Annotated in this window: 2 protein-coding genes; both read right to left on the bottom strand. The window is 36.7% G+C overall.

Annotated elements, in window-relative coordinates:
* Positions 1–3 precede the first annotated feature (3 nt).
* Complete coding sequence (locus BSF42_RS09660) at positions 4–18,234, bottom strand: T9SS type B sorting domain-containing protein (RefSeq protein WP_172426665.1); 18,231 nt, start codon at positions 18,232–18,234, stop codon at positions 4–6.
* 134 nt (positions 18,235–18,368) lie between these two features.
* The gene (locus tag BSF42_RS22790; protein WP_095952879.1) at positions 18,369–22,790 is read right to left on the bottom strand and encodes a type IX secretion system membrane protein PorP/SprF; all 4,422 of its coding nucleotides are present in this window, start codon (positions 22,788–22,790) and stop codon (positions 18,369–18,371) included.

The following is a 22,790-nucleotide window of genomic DNA, read 5'->3' as shown; positions in this document are numbered from 1 at the left end:
TTGTTATCTGTATAAAGTGAAATGTCCAACAAATTCTCTTGGATCTTTCGGATCATTTAGTTTAAGAACATACCAGTAATCACCTGTTGGTAATTCATTTCCGTGGTATCTACCATCCCATTTTCCTCCTACACGATATTTACCAACTACTCTGCCGTATCTGTCATAAACATCGAATGTCAGATCTTTGTATGCTAATGCACCACAATCAGGACCAATAGTATTATTAGCACCGATACCATCTGGTGTAAAGTAATTTGGCATACAGAAGTCATAGAATGTACCAGGAACGTCTATTGTTGCCTCACAACCATTTCTGTCTCTTACGATCACTTTATAAACATCTGTTTTATAGATTCTATAGGTGTCTGATGATGTAAATGGTTCTCCGTTGAAACTATACTCGTAAGGACCAACACCTCCTGAAGCTTTAACTTTGATTGTGTTTATCTCTGTACTTTGATTTGTTAAATCAATTAACGATAATGGATCAACTGCTTGGATATGAACTACATTAGATTCTTTCTCACAACCCTCAAGTAAAGCTCTTACACTGTAATTACCAGTAGGAAGATTTTTAAATACTGGATCACCAGTTTGAACTCTATCTGTAGGAACTCCATCTAATACTAAAGTATATACAATTGTATCTTTTCTTGTTTGATCAATACTGTCATCTACTGTAACAGTGATCGAATTAACTGGAAGATTATTTTCACAATCGTAAGCTTCTTGTGCTACAGGATTCAATTTAACTGGATCTGGTAATGTAATTCTAACTTCCTGATCACAATTGTTAGCATCTTTTACAATTACTGTATACTCAATTCCTCCTAATAAACCTGTGAAACTAAAGATCTCTGGCGTTACGTCTGGCGCTCTGAAATCTAATGTTACACCGTTTCCTGAGATACTAGCTGTATAAGGGCCTTTTCCTCCTTCAACTTCAACAAAAGCAACTCCGTCTTTATCATCGTAACAATGTTCTGGAATTTGCTGATCAACTAGTTCCGTAACAACTAATGGAATAGCATCTTCGATCGTCACTGGATAATCTTGAATACAAATACCTTTTTGAACTCTTACTGTATAATCACCTGGTTTTAAATTTTCGAAAACTGGTGTCTCAAAGAATTGTTCAAGATTTGGCGTAATTGCATAAGAATATGTTCCATCAATTGCTCCACCTGTTGCAACAAGTGTAATTGTTCCATTATTAAATCCTGCACATGTTACATCTGTGTGAGTAACCTCAGCCGATAAATCTAAAGGCGGCTCTGTAATTTCAATTAGAGCAGAAAGTTTATCACAATCTTCACTATTAACATTCACATAGTAATTTCCAACAGGAATTCGTGTAAATGTTCCAGGTGTAAGCTGAGTTGGAGCCGGCGTTACTGGCGTATTAGTAGCTGCATTTATTAATGTATATACATAATTACCTAAACCTCCTTTTGCTTCTACATAAATACTTCCTGTTGCTCCACCTTTACAAGGAACATCCAAATGAGTAAATTTCTCAAATACCAATTCTGGAACTGGTAATAATGGCATCTCAACATACTCTGCTGTACAACCATTTACATCTCTTACATAATATCTGTAAGAAACTGCTGCAGTTGTTTTTGGAACATTAAAGTCTTGTGGAGTTGTAAATGAAACTGGGTTCCAAGTATTACCGTCTGTGCTGTAGAAATATGGAGCTGTTCCACCTTCTGCACTTAATGTAATTACTGGTGTTGTATCACATGTTTCTCTAGATTTTAATGATAATGTTGCAACTACTTTATCTGGCTGTGCTATTACAACTGTATTAGATGTACCTGTACAAGTCCAGTCGTCTGAAACAGTTACATAGTAAGTTCCAGCACCCAATCCAGTGAATATTCCTGTTGGCTGTGCTTCTCTTATGATCTCTGTACCGTCAGTCAGAGTTCCGTGTAACGTATATGTAAAGTTACCTGAACCACCATTAATTGTATTAACTGATACTGTCGCATCTGTACCACTATAACAAGTTAATGAAGTTCTATCTGCACTAATTGCCAAAGTAATTGGAGTTGGAAGTGATAAGTTAACAGGTACATAATCTTCACAACCATTTGCATCCATAACATAAACTGTGTAAGATCCAGCTGGTAAATCTGTAAATTTATTTTCAGCAGAATACGGTTTATTTACTGTACCCTCTAGTTTATACTGATAATCACCAATCCATCCTCCAATTGCAGTCGCCACGATTTCACCGTTAGCAGCACTTTCACAAGTTATTTGTTTAGGGCTTACAGTAATTTCTAAAGCTGCTGTTGGACCTTGGATAGTAAATTCTGTTGTCACTGGACAATATGGAACTCCTTGTAATGTTGCTGTGATGGTATATTTACCTACAGCCAAGTTAGAAAGTTCTAATGTTGTGCTTGTTGTAAATCCATTAACAACTGTTCCCGATTCGTGCGTTAGTACGTATGTAAATGGACCAGCATTATCTGATGGAGTTGGAATATCATCAACTAAAGTTAATGTTACACTTCCATTTTTATCTGTAAAACAAGTCACATCTTTAATATCCGAAGCTACAAAACGGAATGTATTTGGCTCATTAACGATATAGTTTCTTTCGATACCACAACCCGTTATTGGATTTGTAACTTTAATTAAGTAAGTACCTGGTTTTAATCCTGCAAACAATCCAGTTGGACTAGATGTTACAGGGTAAATTGTACTATTTGTACCTTCAATCGTATATGTTAATGTTGGTAAAGCGCCATTTATTGGAACCGCTGTTACTTGAACAGATTCGTCATCTCTACAGTTAATTTCTGTAGTAACAAGTTCTAGATCTGCGATACCTGCATAAGGATCAATAGTTACCGTAGCATAACTTCCTTGACAACCCTTATTGTCAAATACATTAATTACATAGTCACCTCCTAGATAATCGCTTTCAACATAAACATTTCTATCGTCATTTTGAACTTCAACACCATTTCTTAAGAATTGGTATCTGATATAGCTGCCAGAACCACCTCTTACCGAACCTGCAGGAACTGTAATCGTAGCATCAATCGCTGTATTACCTGTATTACAGATATATTGTGTAAATGTTGGAACATCAACAACAATTGCATCTGGTTCTCCTACAGTTGCTGGAGCAGTATTAGAACATCCTCTTCCAGATGTAACAGTCACAACATAACTACCAAATGGTAAGTCGTTGAAGATAGCCGATTCTTGAGCAGGTCTATTTACTGGACCTGATAAGCTGTACATATATACAGGATTATCGTTAGAAGCTGCAATTGTAACTTCGATACGTCCATCTGAAGAACCTTTACAAGAAGCATCAAATCCTGCTGCCACAATTCCTGTTACAAGCGTTGGGTCTTCAATTGTTATGTCTACAAATTTCTCACAATTCGTTAGAACATCTCTTACGATAAATCTGTAAGCACCTGGTGCTAAGTTTCTAAATACATTATCTATACTTGGTGCTGTTGCCCAATTATCTCTAGTGTAAACATAACTTCCTGGAACTTGACCACCGCCAGCTGTTAATGTAATTTCTCCATCAGCTGCAAAACACGTTGGCACTTTTGTAATTTCTGCTTTTAATGTAAGCGGAGCAGGAATGTTAAATGCCGTTGCAGCTGTTACAACACATTTATTAGCATCTCTTACTCTTACTGTATAATCTCCAGGAGCTTTTACAATAAAGAATGCATCATCTTGATATTGAATACCATCTAAGCTATATTGCAACTGAGCTACTCCCGTTGCTGTTACATTGATTCTGTAACCTGCAACATCATAACAAGGGCTAACCACACTTACATTAGTAATAGCCGGCATAGGGTCTTTTGAAATGTTTACTGGTACAAATGTTTTACATCCATTTGCATCCATCACATACACATGCCAAGTATCAAATGCTGGGGCGATTGCAGTTGTTGGAATTGTGATTATTTTTTCTGTTTTGAATAACGCATCTGCCGGAATACCCGCAGTCGCTGCTACAGCAACATATTTGTATTCTCCACTACCTCCTGTAATTTGTGTTTCATCTATAGTGATTACCGCACCTGCCGTATTACAATTTTGATTTTTAACTGTTGGGTTCAATCCAGTTATATCTAATATTGGCGGTTGTTCCACTTCAACAATATTTGAAGTCACAGGACAGAATGGATAATCAGTTTGAGTAATTACTACCATATAAGCGCTTCCTGCTCCAAGTCCAAATGGAATTGTAAGTGGGTTCACTGTTGCGCTGTTAGCAGAACCAGAAGCTCCAGTTACTGCAACATTAGCATTGAAGATCTGATATGTGTAATGTCCTCTATAGTCTATCACATCAATAGTTAATTCGCCATCCGTCAGTCCATTACAAGATACAGAAGTCGATGCTGTTGCAATAACTTTTGCAGTATTATATAGCGGTACTTCGTAAGCATCTGTTGTAATAGAACATAATGTAGTTCTATCTTTTATTTTAAATTGATAGAAATGTCCAGCAGTTGGAGCAATGTAGTCAAAACTACTATTTCCAGCACCTACCAAAGTAGCAGTTTGTAAAATCTGTCCATCTTGATATACTTCATATTCAAAATTAGCTGGAGTTGCACCACCAGTAATCGCTACACGAATAATCTCACGTCCGTTGTTATCACAAGAAGCTCTTTCAAATAAACTTGCCGTAGCAGCAGTTAATTTTGGGAATGGAGCTACTGTAATCTGAACATCGTCAATGCATCCATTAGCATCTCTAACATAATACGTTAAAGTTTGAGGCAATTGGTTATCAATAACATTAAATGTATTTGTGCCTTTCCAGTCTGTTCCATTTTCACTATAACTGTAATTACCTACTACACCATTTCCTACCCCACCTAAAGCAGTAACTGTTACTACAGTACTGTTTAAAGTATTAGTTGCAGCACATGTAAATGGCGATGCATCTGCTCTTGCTTCTACTAGAACAGGCTCAGTGATAACAATAGATTTTGTATCAACACATTGTTTACCTGAAATTACACGTACAGTATAAGTACCCGCAACTAATCCAGTAAATAATGGTGTGCTTTGAGAAGTCATGGCACCTAATGTTGGGATCGTACGCTGAATAGTATAGGTGTAATTTCGATCATTATTACCTGGCTGTAATTCTACTAATATAGAACCGTTAGCCATGTTTCCTTGACCACCTGCACAATATGGTGAAGTTGGCGTTGCAGTAAATGTTACTGCTGCTGGCACTACCATATCAACAGTGTTTTTAGTAGCATGACAATCGTTATCATCGTATACATTAAAGACATATACGCCATTTGCTGAACTTAACACCGTATAATCTGAATACAATGCATTAGTAAATGCAATTGGTGCAGTTGTCACGCCATTGTAAGTAACTGTATATCTATAAGGGGCATATCCTCCTAAAGCTTTAATTCTAATTATTCCATTCTCAGGAAGAGCACCAACACAATAAATTGGTTTCTCTATTTCTGCAGTTGCATATAACTGTCCTTTAATTTCTGTATTGAAAGCAGTTGATTTACATCCAAATTTATCTTTAACTAAAATGGTATATGTACCAGGGCTTAAGTTAGAGAATGTGTCTGATAGCTGCCATGTTCCACCGTTATTGATACTATATTGATAAGGCCTTACATCAAAAGTTGATGTTGTAGCTGCCGTAACAACAAGTGTAGTTGTGTTTCCACCATTCACATAGCAATAATCTGATGTTGCAGCAATTGTCGCTGTTGGGTTAACCGGAGCAATCAAATTAAATGAATCTGGAATAGAACATCCGTTTGCATCTGTTACAGAAACTGTATAAGTTCCTTCTTGAATAAGATTTCCAAAAATTCCATCTTTATTAGATAAAACATTCAAGTCTGGTTGTGTTACACTGTAAGTATAATCACCCCAACCTCCCGTTGCAGTCATAGTAACACCTCCAAAAGTCGTACATCCTTTTGGTGTAACAACAAGAGGATTTAATACTAAAGCTGTCACTGGTGCCGCAATCGTAAATGATAATGGCATCTCACAACCTGTAGCATCATCATAAACAGTAATTAAATGGCTGCCTGCTGCTAAATTGGTTAAGTTAATTTCCGGAGAAGTTAAACCACCAACTGCTAATCCTGCGTCAAGTATATAATGATATGTTCCAGCACCTGTTCCAAATCCAGATACAAAGAAATTAGCTTTTCCGTCTGGTGTACCTAAACAAGTAATTGGTGTTTTAGATTGCTCTACAATATTAATTTTAATAACATCATCGATTGTAAAAGATTTTTGTACTGTACAACCATTTGCATCTGTTACTTGGAAGATGTATTCAATATTTGGTAACAAACCAGTAAATAATGTAACATTACCATTATCTATAGCTGCACTCGCAGGCGAAACTATTTGGTAAGTAAATGCTCCTACACCATTTTGGACTGCAGAAATATTAATTGTAGTATTTAATGTTGTACAAGTAATTACTGGACCTGGCGTCATTGTAAAGTTTGTTGGAGGGTTTAATCTATTGATAATAACCGTTCCTGAAACTTCACAATCATTCGCATCTTTTATAACATATGGAATAGTCTGATCTGCACCTGTATTATCTACAGTATAAGTTTTAACAGTTTCGCTAAAATCACTTCCGTTAAAACTATAATAATAAGGAGCTGTACCTGAACCTACCACAGCAGCTAGTGTCACTGTAGCAGATACTGCATCATTTCCTGTTGTACATTTTAATCCTTGAATTACTGGTGCAATCTCTTCTAAAATGTCAGGTTGACCTAGAGTAGCATTACCTGAAACCTCACAACCTAAAGCATCTTTAATAGTATATGTATAATCACCTGCAATAAGGTTTTCAAACAAAGGAACAGCTTGAGAAATTAACGTTCCTGTTGTAGGAGCCGTTCTTATTAATGTATAAGAATAACCTCCTTTTCCTCCCGTTCCCGATAATAGAATAGTTCCATTATTATCACCATTACATAATGGTCTTGTAGGAGTATAAGATGGTGTAATAGGAACTATAGCATCTACTCTTACAACAGTTGTTTCAATTGGACAAGCATTTACATCACTAATTCTAAATTGATATGTATCGGCATCACCATAAGCTACCGTATAAACAAATGTAGTTTCTCCTGCAACAACCGTAGTTACTGGAGTAATTGTAGTATATGTTCCGGTACCTTTTTTAACTTGATATGTATACGGTGTTGTTCCGTTTTCAACCTTAACTGTAATTTGTGCATTTTCAACAACACTACCAGAAATAGAACACTCTAATTGTCTAGTAACTTCAGCACTTGCTATTGGCGTAGCATTAATTGTTGTTGAAGTAACAGGCGTTTCACAACCGTTAGCATCCCTAAGAACAACATTAACTAGGCCAGAATTTAATCCAGTGATTGTATATGAATCAGTTGTAGTGATAGTAATTTCTTTGAAATTGCTATTATTTACACTAATATAATATGGCGCAATACCCGCTGTCACTAAATTAGCCTCTACTTGGAATGCTCCCTCAGCAGCACAATAAGTAAGTATATCAAGACTGATTGCTGGACTAGGATCTAAAGGTAATAAGAATGCAGGTGTACCTTGAATACATCCATTAGCATCTTTTACCCAAGCATAATAATTGTTTGAATCTTTACTAAAACTTGGAACAGTTGTCCAAGCTGCATCTGTTGCCAAAGGCGTTGCAGCTGTCGTTGTAACCATATATTTGTATGGTCCAGTTCCGTCTTTACCGCTTACTCTAATTATACCTGCTTCTGTTTTACAGTTGTCATTTTTTACGATCTCATAACCTGCAGATAATAATACTGCCGATTGTCTAATAGAAAACATTGCCGTAGACACACTGCATCCAGCATTTGTTGCTCCTGTGTCTTCTTTTACTAAAACAAAATAATCCCCATGAGCCATTGCTCCAAAACCACTAATTGTTAAACTACTGTTTGCAGGAATAGTACCTGAACCATTAATTGGTAATGGTGCTAAAGTTAATGCATCATACACCTGATAAGTGATTGGTGTAGGAGTTCCGTAAGAGCTGCTTATTGCAAAAGTAACTTTACCATCTGCACTTCCCGTACAAGTAACATTTTGTGCTGTTGGTGCTCCTACAGTAAGTGTTGAATTTGATGGAATAGCAAATTCTGACGTCTCATAATAGTAACACCCTGATTTACTATCATATACAATAAATGTATATCTTACTCCTGGTATCAAACCTGGAATAACCGCTTGTAAAGGAGTAGATTCTGGATACCATGTCCCACTAGTAGGATATACAGGCTTAACTCCGGTATAGTAACTAAAGAAAAATGGTCCATTACCAACTGGAATTGTAGTTTTACTTCCTACCGCTACAATTGCAGAACCTAAAGCAGAACAATCTGCTGGAGGCGGTGCAGTAACTGTAATATCCAAATCTTCTGGAGGAGAAGTAATAGTTATCTCTTCAATATATGGACAGTCATTAGCATCAATAATTTTTAACTCGTATAAACCGAAGTCAACAATTTCAAAAACTTGAGATGTACCTGGTACGTTTTTAAACTCTTTATAATAATTTCTTCCTGTTACGTAGTAGCTATAAGGACCTGTACCACCTTTAACTTCATCAATTGTGATAGAGCCTAACGATACTCCGTTTAAAACATTACAAGTAATACCTACAATCGTTCTGTCAACATCAATTGGATCAGGTTCTACTAAAATAATATCACGAGAGTCACTAATACATCCTTTAGTATCAATAACCTGATAATTATAAGTTGTACCAGGCGTTACAGCGGCAGGTAAATCTGTAAATAAAGGTGAATCTTGCCAAGCTCCTCCGTTTATACGGTAACGGTAACCTGGAATACCGCCATATCCCGTTACAGTAATAGTTCCTTCAGAATAATTATTACATTTGGGATTAGTTCTGACTGCACTCGCTGTAGGTTTTACTGGGGTCGTAACCTCAAAAGAGACCGTAGATACTGTAGAACATCCGTCAGATGTAACATTAAAATAATAAGTACCAACCGTTGATGTAGTAAATATGTTTCCCGGAAGAGTACTAAATGGACCAATACTGCTAGTACTATATCCATAAGAATACGTTCCATTTCCGCCACTTCCGGCTAAAGTAACCTGCGCATCCGTAGTTGTAAATGGAGGAACCACAGTACATGTAAGATCTTTAGTTGGCGTAACTTTAAGCTTTAATTGGTCATTAACAATCAATGTTGTTTCTGCCTCACAGTTATTATCATCCTTAACACTTAAAATATAAGTTCCAGATCCTGGAATAGTTTTAACTGGATTGTTATCATAAACTCCATTTAAACCATACAATGCATTTGCGTTTCCGTTATATACAGTTCCTGTAATAGTTACTTCAGCAGTTCCTGTAAAACATGTTGCCAAATCTGGATCAATTGTTGGAGGTGCATCCCTTGTTACGTTGATCGTTCTTTGTACTGGACAACCATTTTTATCTTGTACGTAAACTTCAAAACTTGTAATTGGAGTTGGAAGAGTTGTACTTCTAACAAATACACCCGTAGTGTTATAGTCTGATGGGAAAGAAGGAGCTGTCGCACCTGCTCTTACCACCGCATAATATATTGTTCCTGTTCCGCCAGTTGCAGTAACAGTAATTGTAGTGTCTGGTCTATCACAAAATACTTTCGTTCCGGCCGCAGCAGTAATAGTTACTGCTGTAGGATTAGTCAAAGTTACTATTTGTGTAGCATCACATTTTGTGTCTGTATTAGTAACTACAAATGTATAAGTTTGAGCTGTTAATCCTGTGTAAGTAATAACGTCACCTACTTGTGTTCTTCCTGTAGTAATTGCTCCTGTAACACTTCCAGTTAAGGTATTTGTGTAACCTCCTGTAGTATTACCAGAAACCGTAAATCTAATTTGTCCATCATTACCATTAATACAAGAAACAGGTTTTACAACACTATTTGATGCGAAAATTTTAACTACATTATCGATAACGTGAGTCTCTGTTTTAATACAACCATTTGCATCTGTAACTTTGATGTTATAAGTACCTGGATATAAGTCTGTAAAAGTATAAGTATTAGAGCTCACTGTTGCAACAGTAGTTGCTGGTGCTATTGCAGCATTTGTGTATGTAATCTCATATTTTAAAGGCTGTACACCGTTTGTTACTGTAACAAGTAAATCTGTATTTAAATTTGCTGGAGCACATGTAATTGCCGGCGCTGAAAAAGCTATAGCACTTGGCGGGTTTAATGTATTTACCGTTGCAGAAGTGTTTACAGTACATCCGTTTGCGTCTTCTACAACAATACTTACTGCACCTGAAGTACTTGTCGTGTATGTGTTAGAATATACAAAAGTTGTAGATCCGTTATAGTAATATTTGTATTTGTTCGTTCCTGTAAATGGTGTTCCGTTTAGCGCTGTAACTGTAATTGTAGAGGTTTGCGGCGCATTATTTGTTCCACATTTTAAAGCAGTAGCAGTAGCAGTAGCTGATAAAGCTATAGCCGGTTCATTTACTGTTATAGATTTTGTTCTCTCACATTTTTTATCATCTATAATTGTAACTTGGTAAGTTCCTTGTCCTAATCCTGGGAAAACATTTGAAGCCTGATATGCTCCAGTGCCAATTTTGTACTCGTAATCTCCATTAGCAGGAATACCTGTTACCGTAATACTTCCTGTTGAAGCACCTTTACATTTAACATGTTCAATAACTGTATTGAAATCTGGTAAAACTTTAGCGGCAATGTTTTGTGTAACTTCAGTTCTACAATTATTACTATCTAAAATTTCAAACTTATAAATTGCTGCTGCTGCTCCTGTAGTTGTCGTGTAAGTAAATATATTACTTGCGTCAATTGGAGTATAAGCACCCGTATAAGGACTACCGTTTGTACTAACTCTATATCTGTAACCTGGATAACCATTTTTAACTGTTACTTCGATAATAGCATTTGGATTAACTGGATCACAATCTAAATCTTTATTTAGTTTCACAGATCCTTCAACCGGTGAAGCAATTGTTGTACTAGCTAAATTAATAGAACATCCTGTAGAGGTATCTAAAACAGTTACCACATAATTACCTGGAATTAATCCTGAGAAAGTACCATCATTTTGTTGTGAACCTCCAGTAATCGTGTACACATAGTTTGGCGCAGTATTCGGAGTTACTCTAATAGTAGCTCCCGCTCCACCTGCACAATAATCTGTAGTCGCTGCTATAGAAGCAACAGGTGGAACTTTATCATTAATAGTAAAGCTTCCGCTTACTGGACATCCGTTTATGTCTGTAACTGTGTATGTGTAATTACCATTAGCTAAATTAGTAAATAAATTATTTGATAACTGCGTAATTGCTGGTCCTGTAGGCGGAGTTACTACATAAGTATAAGTTCCCCATCCTCCAACAGCATTTATTGTTGCTGTACCTTTATTGTCACAAGTTACATGCGTCAACGTTGGAACATTCAAACTTAACGCCGCCGCTGGTGCAGCAATATTAACAGTTTGTTCTACAAAACAATTTGTATCTAAATTAGTAACCCTGATTTTATGATTTCCAGCGTTTAAACCAGTTACAGAAATATCAAGTGAACTTCCTGTATTTGGAGATATTAATGGTGTTACTACCGCTAAAGCATCAACTTGATAACTGTATCTAACAACGTTACCCAATCCTGAAACTGTAAAGATTGCAGTACCATCAGATGCGCCAAAACATTTTACATCGGTTTTAGATTTCTCAGTTACCGTGAATACCGGCAAGGCTTTTATTTCGTGAATTTTCTCGTAAAGACATTTGTTAGCATCTCTAACTTCGAAAGTATACGTTACACCCGCAGCTAATCCTGCAAAAGTATTACCAGATTGAAATGCTGTTGCAGTTGGTGCTTTAATTCTGTATTCTAAGCCAGTTGTTGATACCGCTGTTCCAGCAGCATTAACAACGTTCGTAATAGTTACAGTTGCTGTATTCGTTGGACAAGTTACAGCAGAATTACCGATTGTCATTCCTTTTGGAGGATTCAATGCTACAATAGTTCCTGTAACCGCAACTGTTTTAGTACAACCTTTGCTGTCTGTTACAGTTACTGAATAACTTCCTGCTGTGCTTAAATTATTAAATACTCCTGTAGTATTAGTAGCTATAGTTGTGTTTGTTGTAGTATTTTTTAATACAAAAGTATATCCACCTGTGTTTCCTCCAACTGCAGATGCTGTAATTACTGCATTAGTTTCACAATTGTAAGGAATAGTAATTGATGCAGAAGGTACTAAATCTGCTGGTTGGAATACTTTAAAAGTGTAGGTTTCTGTACAACCTAAATTGTCTATTACAATATAGCTGTAATCTCTACCGGCAACAGTTCCTGCTAAATTACCGTAATGCGTATCTGATGTTGCTGTAGCAGCACCGTTAAACAAATAAGTAAATGGTCCAACTCCTGTTAATGGTGTAATATCAATATAACCATTACCTGCATTGTAACAAGTTACGTTCTCTACTTTATGAGAAGCCGTTACTGGCTCTAATTGCTTAACTTCTTTTTCTTCAACAACTTTACAGTTATTTTTGTCTGTTATTTCAAAAACATAAGTTCCTGGAACATTAGTATACGTAAACTTAGGTCCTGTAATAGTACCACTAGTAAATAAAACTGCGTTATTGGCTTTATTTTTAACCACATATTTAAACGGAGTTGTTCCTCCATTAATAGTAACTTCTATTGTCGCATTTCCTGAAGTACACGTTAATGCACCTGAAATAGATGATGAGGCAGTAATATTGTCGTTAATTGTTTGACTAACTGCTATTGCATCACAGCTATTTGCATCTGTAATTAAGAAATCGTACTTACCTGTAGCGGTAGCTACATAATCGAAAGTTGGTCCATCAAATGTAGCACTAGGGTTACCATATGTAACTCCTCCATTTGTACTGACTTTATAACTATAAGGCCCTTTACCTCCATCTATTTTAACTGTAATTTTCGCGCTTGTGTTATTAAAACACAAACCTGAGTTTTGTATCACTTCAGCAGTTGGCCTACCTGCTGGATTAATTACTAACTCAGTATCCATAGCATCTGTACATGATTTAGAATCAATTCCAGAAATAATATAAGTACCTGCAGGAACTTCATATAGAATTCCGCTAGCAGGGAAAGTTTTAGTATATGGAGAATTTTTATCTTTTAATGTTATCGTATAATCTGGAGTACCGCCTGTTACATTAGCCGTAACAGTTGCGCCTTTACAGGTTGCTGCTAATGCAGATGCATTTACAATAAATGGATCTTTATTAGGAACAATTGTTGGAATTGTAAAGTTACAAGTTGTGGCATTATCAGCATAACGTACACGAACGTCATAAGTACCTGCAGCTCTTCCTGATATTAAAACTGGTGAAGAAGTCGCTTTAACCCATGTTGGTGATGTAGCACCACCATTTAAAGTATAGTAGAATCCGTCTGTATTAAAGTTTTCTGCATAAATACTAAAACCACCATCATTAACACCATTACAAGATACTCCTGTAATACCTTTAACTTCAGCTGTAAATCCTTTTCCGTTTTCAACTTTTAAATCTAAAACTTCGGCTTGTAAACATGATTTTGGTAATTGATAAACTGTAATATCATCAATACCTGCATCATTTCCATCATATCTTGTACTTCCAGATCTTACTCTAAATGTTAAAGAAGTATTATTACCTGGATCTAAAGAAACTGTTCTTAATTCCCATTTGTTAGAACGCAAAATTGGTGGAATCGCTGGAATATTTGTTGGGTTTGGTGTAGGAGGAATTGGAGGTTGCTGCGCAATAATCTTTCCTGTTGAATCTACTAATTCAAAAGAGAAGCTTGGATCTGCACTACCAACAAAATCTGCTCTAAATAAATTCGCTAAATAAGCCTCAACAATTACAGGCTGATTTGGTATGACATCGTTGATTACTTTACTATATAAAACACCATTTGCTCCAGCTGCATCTCCAATGTTAATCGCTAAGAAACGCGCTTGAGTATTTGTTCCGTTATAAGTATGATCTCTAAACGGATACCAAGCAGAATTATTCGGTACTAAACCTCTGGTTACGACGTACTGATTATCTTCGAGTGTTCCTGCTTTATTTGAACATGTAGATGGAAGATCTAAATCATGAAAACAGTAAGCGGAAGCAATACCAGGAGTTTTAGTATTTGCACCAATTCCGAAATCTTCTTTTAATAAATTACTAAAAGTTGATGCCGCTACTAAATTATATTCTACTTTAATTTTATAATCTCCTGCAGGAATATCTTTAAAAATATTTGCCGGTGTGTTTGTATTTAAAGTATAAATATAGCTTCCCGGATTCGCAGGATCTGGTTTACCTAAATAATAACTATAAGTGTAGTTTGCACTTGCAGAAGTATTCGCAGTTACTGTAGTTGTACCCTCTCCTTTACAGTTATAAACAGCTGGAGGAACATTAAATGTGGGTTTTGCTGGCTTAGGATCTAAAATAATTCCCGAAATAGAGAAGATACAATCTGCTGCATCTTTTACTAATAAAGTGTAAGGTAATGGACTTGGATCAACATATGCCTGATTATCTGTTATCCATATCTTTCCACCATCAAAACTATATCTATACAAGGTCGGTGCAGGAAATGTAACTCCACCTTGAACATTTGTAATTCTTACCAAACCTTGATTCTCATTAGGTGCTATTCCACAACCAGATAATGCGGCAACTCCACCTGAAGCTATTAAAGTAGCTGTTGGTCCCTTTATTACAATATCTTTTGGGTCATCAAGACATTCTGTACCGCTGTACGTATATTTTACAATAACTTTATAAGTACCTGGGTCAAGATTTGTTGTAGGCAAAGTAGTAAACGCGCCGCCATTTACGTTATAAGAAACTGCATAACCAGAATTTGCAGGTGTAACGGTAATAGAAATCTCACCTTCTTTACTATTATAACATCTTACATTTTTCTGATTAATGACAACTGTTGGTTTAACAGGTGCTTCAAATTTTATTGTTGGTATTGTAAATTTACAACCTGCATAATCAGCTACAACAATAATATACTCACCATTAGGCGGTAAATTATCTCTAGTAACTATTATTTTAGGATCTGAACCAATATTAACACCATTAACAATATAATTGTAACTTGGTGTTGGCCCTGGAAGTGGAGTACCGCCAGTAGCACTGATTAAAATTTCTCCGTCACCACAAGCTATTGGTTTTGTGCTTACAGAAGCTTTTAATTCTTTGTCTAAAATTTGAACATTTGTAACCTTTTGGAAACAGTTGTTTTTTAATCCATAAATTTCAACATCATATGATCCCGGATTAAGATTTATAAAATCAAAATAATTTGGAAATGTAATATTACCTGAATTAGTAACAACCGTATTAGTACCCGCTCTTTTTAAGATAAATCTGTAATCACCACTAATACCATTTGCAAAAGCACGAATCTCACCTTTACTTCCAGGACATAATGGATCTGTTTTTTCTACAGTTCCTGTAAATGTTTCTTTTATAATAGTAACATCTACAAAAAACGGACAAGTAGATGTTTGACCATTAGCTGGAGTTTGTCTAATATTTACTCTATGATTTCCTTCGCTTACGTTATTAAAAACATTGGAAGCCTGGAAGTTTCCACTGTCTAAACTATAAGTATAACCCGTATTAATTGGCGGGTTTGTTACTGTAATACTACCAACGGTGTTACAAGTAATATCGGTGTGATCAGCTTTAGGATCTAATGGATTTTGAAAAACACTAAAGTAAAAAGTGTTCACACAATTATTTCCATAAGTAACCACTATTCTAAATGCACCAGGTCTGGTAACAGTATAACTAGGACCTGAAGTTACATTTGTCCAGCTCGTTGCTTCGTTAAAAGGACAACTTGATGGAAAACCTGTTGGAGGAACATCTTTTGTTTCCTGCCAAACGATACTTGAAGCCGATGTAATTTTGGTATCAATAAATCTAGTATCATTTAAACCGCATAAAAAGATTTTAGGAAACTCTATATTATCTCTTGTACAAGTTTCTGGTCTATTTGTTCCAGCAACAATATTGTCTGCGTAAGTACTTACAGGATTTACGTTTGCTCCATCAATGTGATCTTTTACTACATAAGTCTGCAATATACCTATACAATCTGGATTACCACCAGTTTGAACTGTATAAGTATCTGCTTTTGTAACTGTAATTGATCTTGTTGTTCCAACAGTAACGCCAGCAGAATTTTTCCATACATAAGTATTATATCCATTTGCTGCTGTTAAAATTGCGCTTCCACATAAAGAAACTTCTTTGTTAAAACGACACTCATCAACACCAACAAGGAAATTAGTAGAGGTTGGATCACCTATGATACAGCCTGTATTGAAAGAATAACTGCTGTCACCATATGGAAGACCATTATTAGTAGGATTTTCATCTCCATAATAGGTAGATAATGCAGTATTTTTAATAACGTTAGAACAAGCATCTTCCAATTCGTTACAATCACTTATAACTCTAACTCTAAATTTGAAAGAATAAGTTCCTCCCGATTTTACAACCAAAGCATTGTCTACTTTAAACTTTAGTGTTCTTGTCGCAGCATCATAAGATTCAAAATTAATACCTGGTTGTAAAGGAAAAATATCCGTTGCAGGATTAAAAATTACATTCTTTGGCAATATATCGGTAATCGTAAAATCTTTGGCATTATCATTTCCTTGATTTTTAAATCCGATTTCATATCGCATCTCCTGCCCTAATTTTACAGATTGTCCTGCCAAATCATATTCGACATCTGCATTTCCTTCTTTACGAACCCCTTTTACAACTTTTGTTAATACAATTTTAGGTTCAATAATATCTACCGCGAAAGTCGATAAAAATGCGGCATAACCATCACCTCCTGCGAGGGTGGTTAAGAGTCTAAAAGTTCCTTCGGTTTGGTCATTGCTAATTACAGCATTTCCGTCGTTAGGAATATCTAAATAGTCAATATCAAAACCTAAGTTGTTTCTACTACTAGGATCTCGCGTGGTGACATTGGCATTGTTCTCTGTAATAGAAGCGTTAAAGAAATTGTCTTCAGGGTTAGAGGTATTCCAAATAGTAGTATAATTGGTAGCTGTTCCTGAATAAGGTCCTTGTCTAAATGCAAGTGCATCTCCTTTTCTACTCAAATCCCCGTCTAATGCCGCAACACCAATTTTTGCATATACATTAAAAGGTGCAGGTAATGTTTTGAACCCTTTAATTGGAATATCTACCTGTAAAAGACGGTTTGGACCACCATCAACGTTAGTCATTCTTGCTCCGTCGAAAACAGAAATAAATTTACTTGGTTTATCTGGTGCTTCGTATACAACAACCAAAGTCCACCCTCCGGCAGATCCTCCTTGTCTAATACCTGTTGTAGCTCTAATATTACCTACAGTATAAGTACCATTTACAGCATTTTTTAGCGGTTTTAATAAATCGGTTACATCTTTAAAACATACATAAACACTATTATTAAAATTGTTACTGCCATCTCCTTTAAAGATAACTTCTTTAGGATTATTTTTATCAGCAACAATTGTCTCGTATCCTTTTCCAGGTATCTTTAATCTTACTTCATTCCAATCGCTTCTTACAGCAGTACCACAGTTAAAACAATTAGCATTTGTACTATGACCACTAGAATACATAGCAGACCAATACAAACCAGCAAAGACTATTTCTTTACATTCACTATCTATATTTAAATTAGCACTACTTGAACTCGTATTTCTTCCACCATCTGGATCACGATTCAAATAGACTGCGTTTAAGCTATTGTTGTCTGAATTTCCGTTATAAGGTAATCTTTCTCCGTCAGGTGTTAAAATAGTATTACCTATTAATTTAACATCTCCTTTAACTCTAAGGTACGTATTGCCTTTTCCATCATTTAATCTTGGAGAAAAGTCTGTTCCAACCTGAGCGTATCCAGTATTAAACAGCATAAGCAATAAAAACGCAAAAACAGATTTTCGGTTTTCTTTTACTTTCACAAGCAGTGGCTGTATCCTTGGTTTGTTTCCAAATGATTCTGCCAATTTTTCAAACTGTTTTTGAGTATCAGAAACAATGCTTTTGATAGAAGTAAAAACAGTTTTAACTGATTTAAAAATAGTAGGTTTTTCCATAGTCCTTTTTTTGTTTACCCTGTACATTATTCTCTAAGGGGCATTAAAGAATAATACAATTAGTACTCTAAAATATTTATTAATCCAGCTCCCCTCCTGTTTAGAGAGGAACCATTGTTTAATCTTACTTAATATTAATTCTCCACTTTTACGATAGCCATTTTTCCGTTGTATGGTTTATTACCCTTTGCGTCTAATGCTTTAGTTGCGTCTTGTAAACCTTCAAACTTCTCGTAATAGATATAGTATTTACTTGTTGCTACATTGTAGAAGAAATTCACATCTGTACGTCCGGCAGCAACTGCTTTAGTCAAGAACTCGTCACGCTTCTGTACACTGTTATGAACTGCAATAATCAAATAATAACCGCTGTCAGAATTCTTAATATTCTTAATAATCTGCATGTTTGACTGCTCTTCTCCAAAATCAAAATCATTTGCTGTCAATGGTGTATTACTTACTTTTGTTGTCTCTTTAATACGTTTTAGAGCGGCAACGTCCTGCGCATATCTTCCTTGATCATTTTCATAAGCGGCACGTTTAATTCTACGTTTACGCTCAATTTCAGTCTCTGTTTTAATACGCTCTAGATCGGCTAATAAAGCAGCTCCTTCTCTTTCCATTTTTAATTGAGCCGCTTTCAATTCGTTTATCTTATCCAGATACGTTTTATTCAACGGATCATTTTTTGGGAACTTTTTAAGTCTGTCATTATACAAAGCAGATAATCTATCGATCTCATTCTTCATGCTTTTATTTGCTTCAGCAATTTGAAGTTTTAAAGCTTCGATTTGACTATTCTCTGACGCTACACTTTTGAATGGTTTTGGCTCTCTATAAATTCCTTTTTCACTTAAATCGTTTTCTTCTTTTAAATCGTTCAAGTCTTTTTGCTTATTCGCAACATTTGCTTTAAACTGATCTAACAAATCGCTTTCAATTTTACTTGAACTTTCAACAGATTGAGTCAAACTTTCAATAGCTTTTCCTGTATCATCTTTGGCTGTAGCAGCAAGTGCGGCAGCATCGGCTTTTGCCTTAGCTTCTGCAGCTAATTGTGCTTGGCGCTCTTCTTCTTCTCTAAGCTTTCTTGTTTCCTCTTCAGCTTTAAATTTCTCTGTTGCTTCAGCATCTGCTTTTGCTTTGGCATCGGCAAGAAGTTTTGCTTGTAAAGCTTCCATATCAGCTTTTGCTTTTGCGTCTGCAGCTAGTTTAGCTTGAAGTGCCTCTGCGTCTGCTTTTGCTTTCGCATCTGCAGCTAATTTCGCCTGACGTTCTTCTTCTAATCTTGCTTTTTCCGTAGCTGCCTGTGTCGCTTTTAATGCTTCAGCATCTGCTTTCGCTTTTGCATCTGCGGCTAATTTAGCTTGACGAGCTTCTTCTGCTTCTTGTAATTTTTTAGCTTCTGCTTCTGCTTGCGCTTTTGCTGTAGCTTCAGCATCTGCTTTAACTTTAGCGTCTGCTAATAATTTTGCCTGCAGCGCCGCCATATCAGCTTTAGCTTTTGCATCTGCTGCAAGTTTAGCTTCTAGTGCTTCAGCGTCTGCTTTTGCTTTAGCATCTGCGGCTAATTTTGCCTGACGAGCTTCTTCTTCCACTTTTGCTTTTGCTTCAGCAGCTTGTTGTGCTTTTAATGCTTCTGCATCTGCTTTTGCTTTAGCTTCTGCAGCAAGTCTAGCTTGTTGCGCCTCTGCGTCTGCTTTCGCTTTTGCATCTGCAGCTAATTTCGCCTGACGAGCTTCTTCCTCCACTTTCGCTTTTGCTTCAGCAGCTTGTTGTGCTTTTAATGCTTCTGCATCTGCTTTTGCTTTGGCATCAGCTGCAAGTTTTGCCTGTAGTGCTTCAGCATCTGCTTTCGCTTTTGCATCTGCAGCTAACTTAGCTTGACGAGCTTCTTCTGCTTCTTGTAATTTTTTTGCTTCAGCTTCCGCTTTTGCTTTTGCTGTAGCTTCAGCATCCGCTTTAACTCTAGCATCTGCAATAAGTTTAGCTTGTAAAGCTTCCATATCCGCTTTCGCTTTTGCGTCAGCCGCCAATCTTGCTTGTTCAGCTTCTGCATCTGCTTTTATCTTAGCTTCTGCCGCTAATCTTGCTTGTTCTGCCTCAGCAGCAACTTTTGCTTTCGCATCTGCTTCTAACTTCGCTTTGGCCGCAGCTTCAGCATCTGCTTTTGCTTTGGCATCTGCCACAAGTTTAGCTTGTAATGCTTCTGCATCTGCCTTGGCTTTTGCTTCAGCAGCTAATTGCGCTTGACGAGCTTCTTCTGCTTGTTTTATTTTTAATGCTTCTGCATCCGCTTTTGCTTTCGCTTCAGCAGCAATAATTGCTTGTCTTGCTTCTGCATCGGCTTTAGCTTTTGCGTCTGCAGCTAATTTTTCTTTTAATGCAGCTTCTTCAGCCGTTTTTGCTTTTGCATCTGCGGCAAGTTTTGCTTTGTTTGCAGCATCTATAGATGTTTTAGTTTTTGCTTCAGCAGCAGCTTTTGCTTTTGCTTCAGCAGCTAATCTTGCTTGTAATGCATCCGAATCTGCTTTTGCTTTTGCATCTGCAGCTAGAATTGACTGCATATCTGCAGCTTCTGCTTTTGCTTTTGCATCTGCTTTACGTTTTGTTTCTGCAGCTTCAGCTTTAGCTTTATTATCTTCAATAAGTTTCAATCTCGCAGCTTCAGCATCTGCTTTTGCTTTTTCAGCTGCAGCTAGTCTCGCTTGTCTTGCAGCTTCTGCATCGGCTTTTACTTTTTCGGCAGCAGCCAATCTAGCTTTTGCAGCAGCTTCAGCATCAGCTCTAGCTTTATCAGCAGCAAGCTGTGCAGCCGTTTTTTGTGGCGCAGCAACTGGTTTCGCTTCTGCAGCTTTTGCTTTTGCAGCAGCTTCGGCATCCGCTTTTGCTTTTGCGTCTGCAGCTAATTTTAATTTCATTGCTTCAGCATCTGCCTTAGCTTTATCAGCAGCAAGTTGTGCTGCAGTTTTTTGTGGAGCAGCTGGTTTCGCTTCCGCTGCTTTTGCTTTTGCAGCAGCTTCTGCATCTGCTTTTGCTTTTGCATCTGCAGCTAATTTTAACTTCATTGCTTCAGCATCGGCTTTAGCTTTATCAGCAGCTAATTGCCCTTGTGTTTTTTGTGCTGTAGTGGCTCCTGGCTTGTTTGCGGCAGCTTGTGCTCTCGCAGCAGCGGCGGCATCTACTCTGGCTCTATTATCAGCAGCCAGTTTAATTCTGCGTTGCTCTGCATCAGCTCTTGCTTTATCAGCAGCTAATTGTGCCTGTGTTTTTTGTGTTGCAGCAACCGCTCTGTTTGCCGTTGCAGTTTGTGCTCTCGCTGCAGCCGCAGCATCTGCTTTGGCTTTAGCATCGGCAGCTAATTTTATTTTAATAGCTTCAGCATCTGCTTTAGCTTTATTATCAGCTTCTAATTTTGCTTTTGCTGCAGCTTCGGCATCGGCCTTAACTTTTTCTGCAGCGGCAAGTCTCGCTTGTTTAGCTTCTGCGTCAGCTTTTGCTTTCGCTTCAGCAGCTAATCTTGCTTTTTCAGTTCCGTCAACTCTTGTAACTTGAGTTGCTGCTGATTTTGGTTTAGCAGGAACGGGTTTTGGTTTTGCTGGATCAATTAATGAACCTTCCTCATCATCTCCGTAATAGTAATTTCTATTTTTGAATTTGTAAGCAATGGCAAATTCATGAGAACCGCCTAAATTAGAGAAATTGCCCATTCCTCTTTCGTAATTGTATTCAATAGCAATACTTGGTGAAATATTAACCCCAAGTCCTGCTGAAACTCCGTATAAAGTGTTATAACCTGCCTGCGCCCAAACTCCTTGTTGAAGTGTCAGCATACCAAGTCCTGAAATAACTGTTTTGTCTTTTTTAACTTCTGTTTTGATGATACCTGAAAATTTACTTCTATCAAAAAAACCATAACTATCAATATATCCAGTATACATAGCATGTAGTTCGATAGCTCTTTCAGGATCTTCTTTAACCATTCCAGATCCAAAATTGTATAAAACTAAATTGTTAATCGACAATCCGAAATCTAAAAATGCAGTACCGTAGTTAATCCCTGGGTTTACGGTTAATAAGGTGCTTTTTGGAAAGTCTCCGTTTAAAATAGTTGGATCATCTGAAATAATTTTTCCAGTATTTAAACCACTTTGATAAACACCAAAATTTAAACCGAAAGTCAAATTGCTGTCTTCTTCAAGAACAATGTTATGAGCGAAATTGGCAATTCCGCCAAAAACAGTCATTAACCCGTAATTCTGTTGAAATAGACCAACTGCAAATGCTTCATTCTCTCTAAAGCGTCCAGAATAGTTAAATAAGTAAGTGTTTGGAGCATCTTCAAATTGCGTCCATTGTCTTTTATTATAAAAACTTACATACGGATTTGTTTCTCGAACAAAACTGAATGTTGGGTTGATTAAATATCTATTAAACTTTAAAGAATTTCTGATGGGTAATGAAAACGAAACAACTCCATCCTCAGAAGCTTCTTGAGAATAGAGTACATTTGAAAAACCGTAAAATAAAGTGATGAATAGTAAAATTTTCTTCAT

Source organism: Flavobacterium sp. ACN6 (genome assembly GCF_002304005.1).
GTDB lineage: Bacteria > Bacteroidota > Bacteroidia > Flavobacteriales > Flavobacteriaceae > Flavobacterium.
This window is presented reverse-complemented; position numbering and strand designations above follow the sequence as displayed.

Coding starts and splice junctions, on each gene's coding strand:
- BSF42_RS22790 (WP_095952879.1), bottom strand. CDS start 22,790: ATGAAGAAAATTTTACTATTCATCACTTTATTTTACGGTTTTTCAAAT.
- BSF42_RS09660 (WP_172426665.1), bottom strand. CDS start 18,234: ATGGAAAAACCTACTATTTTTAAATCAGTTAAAACTGTTTTTACTTCT.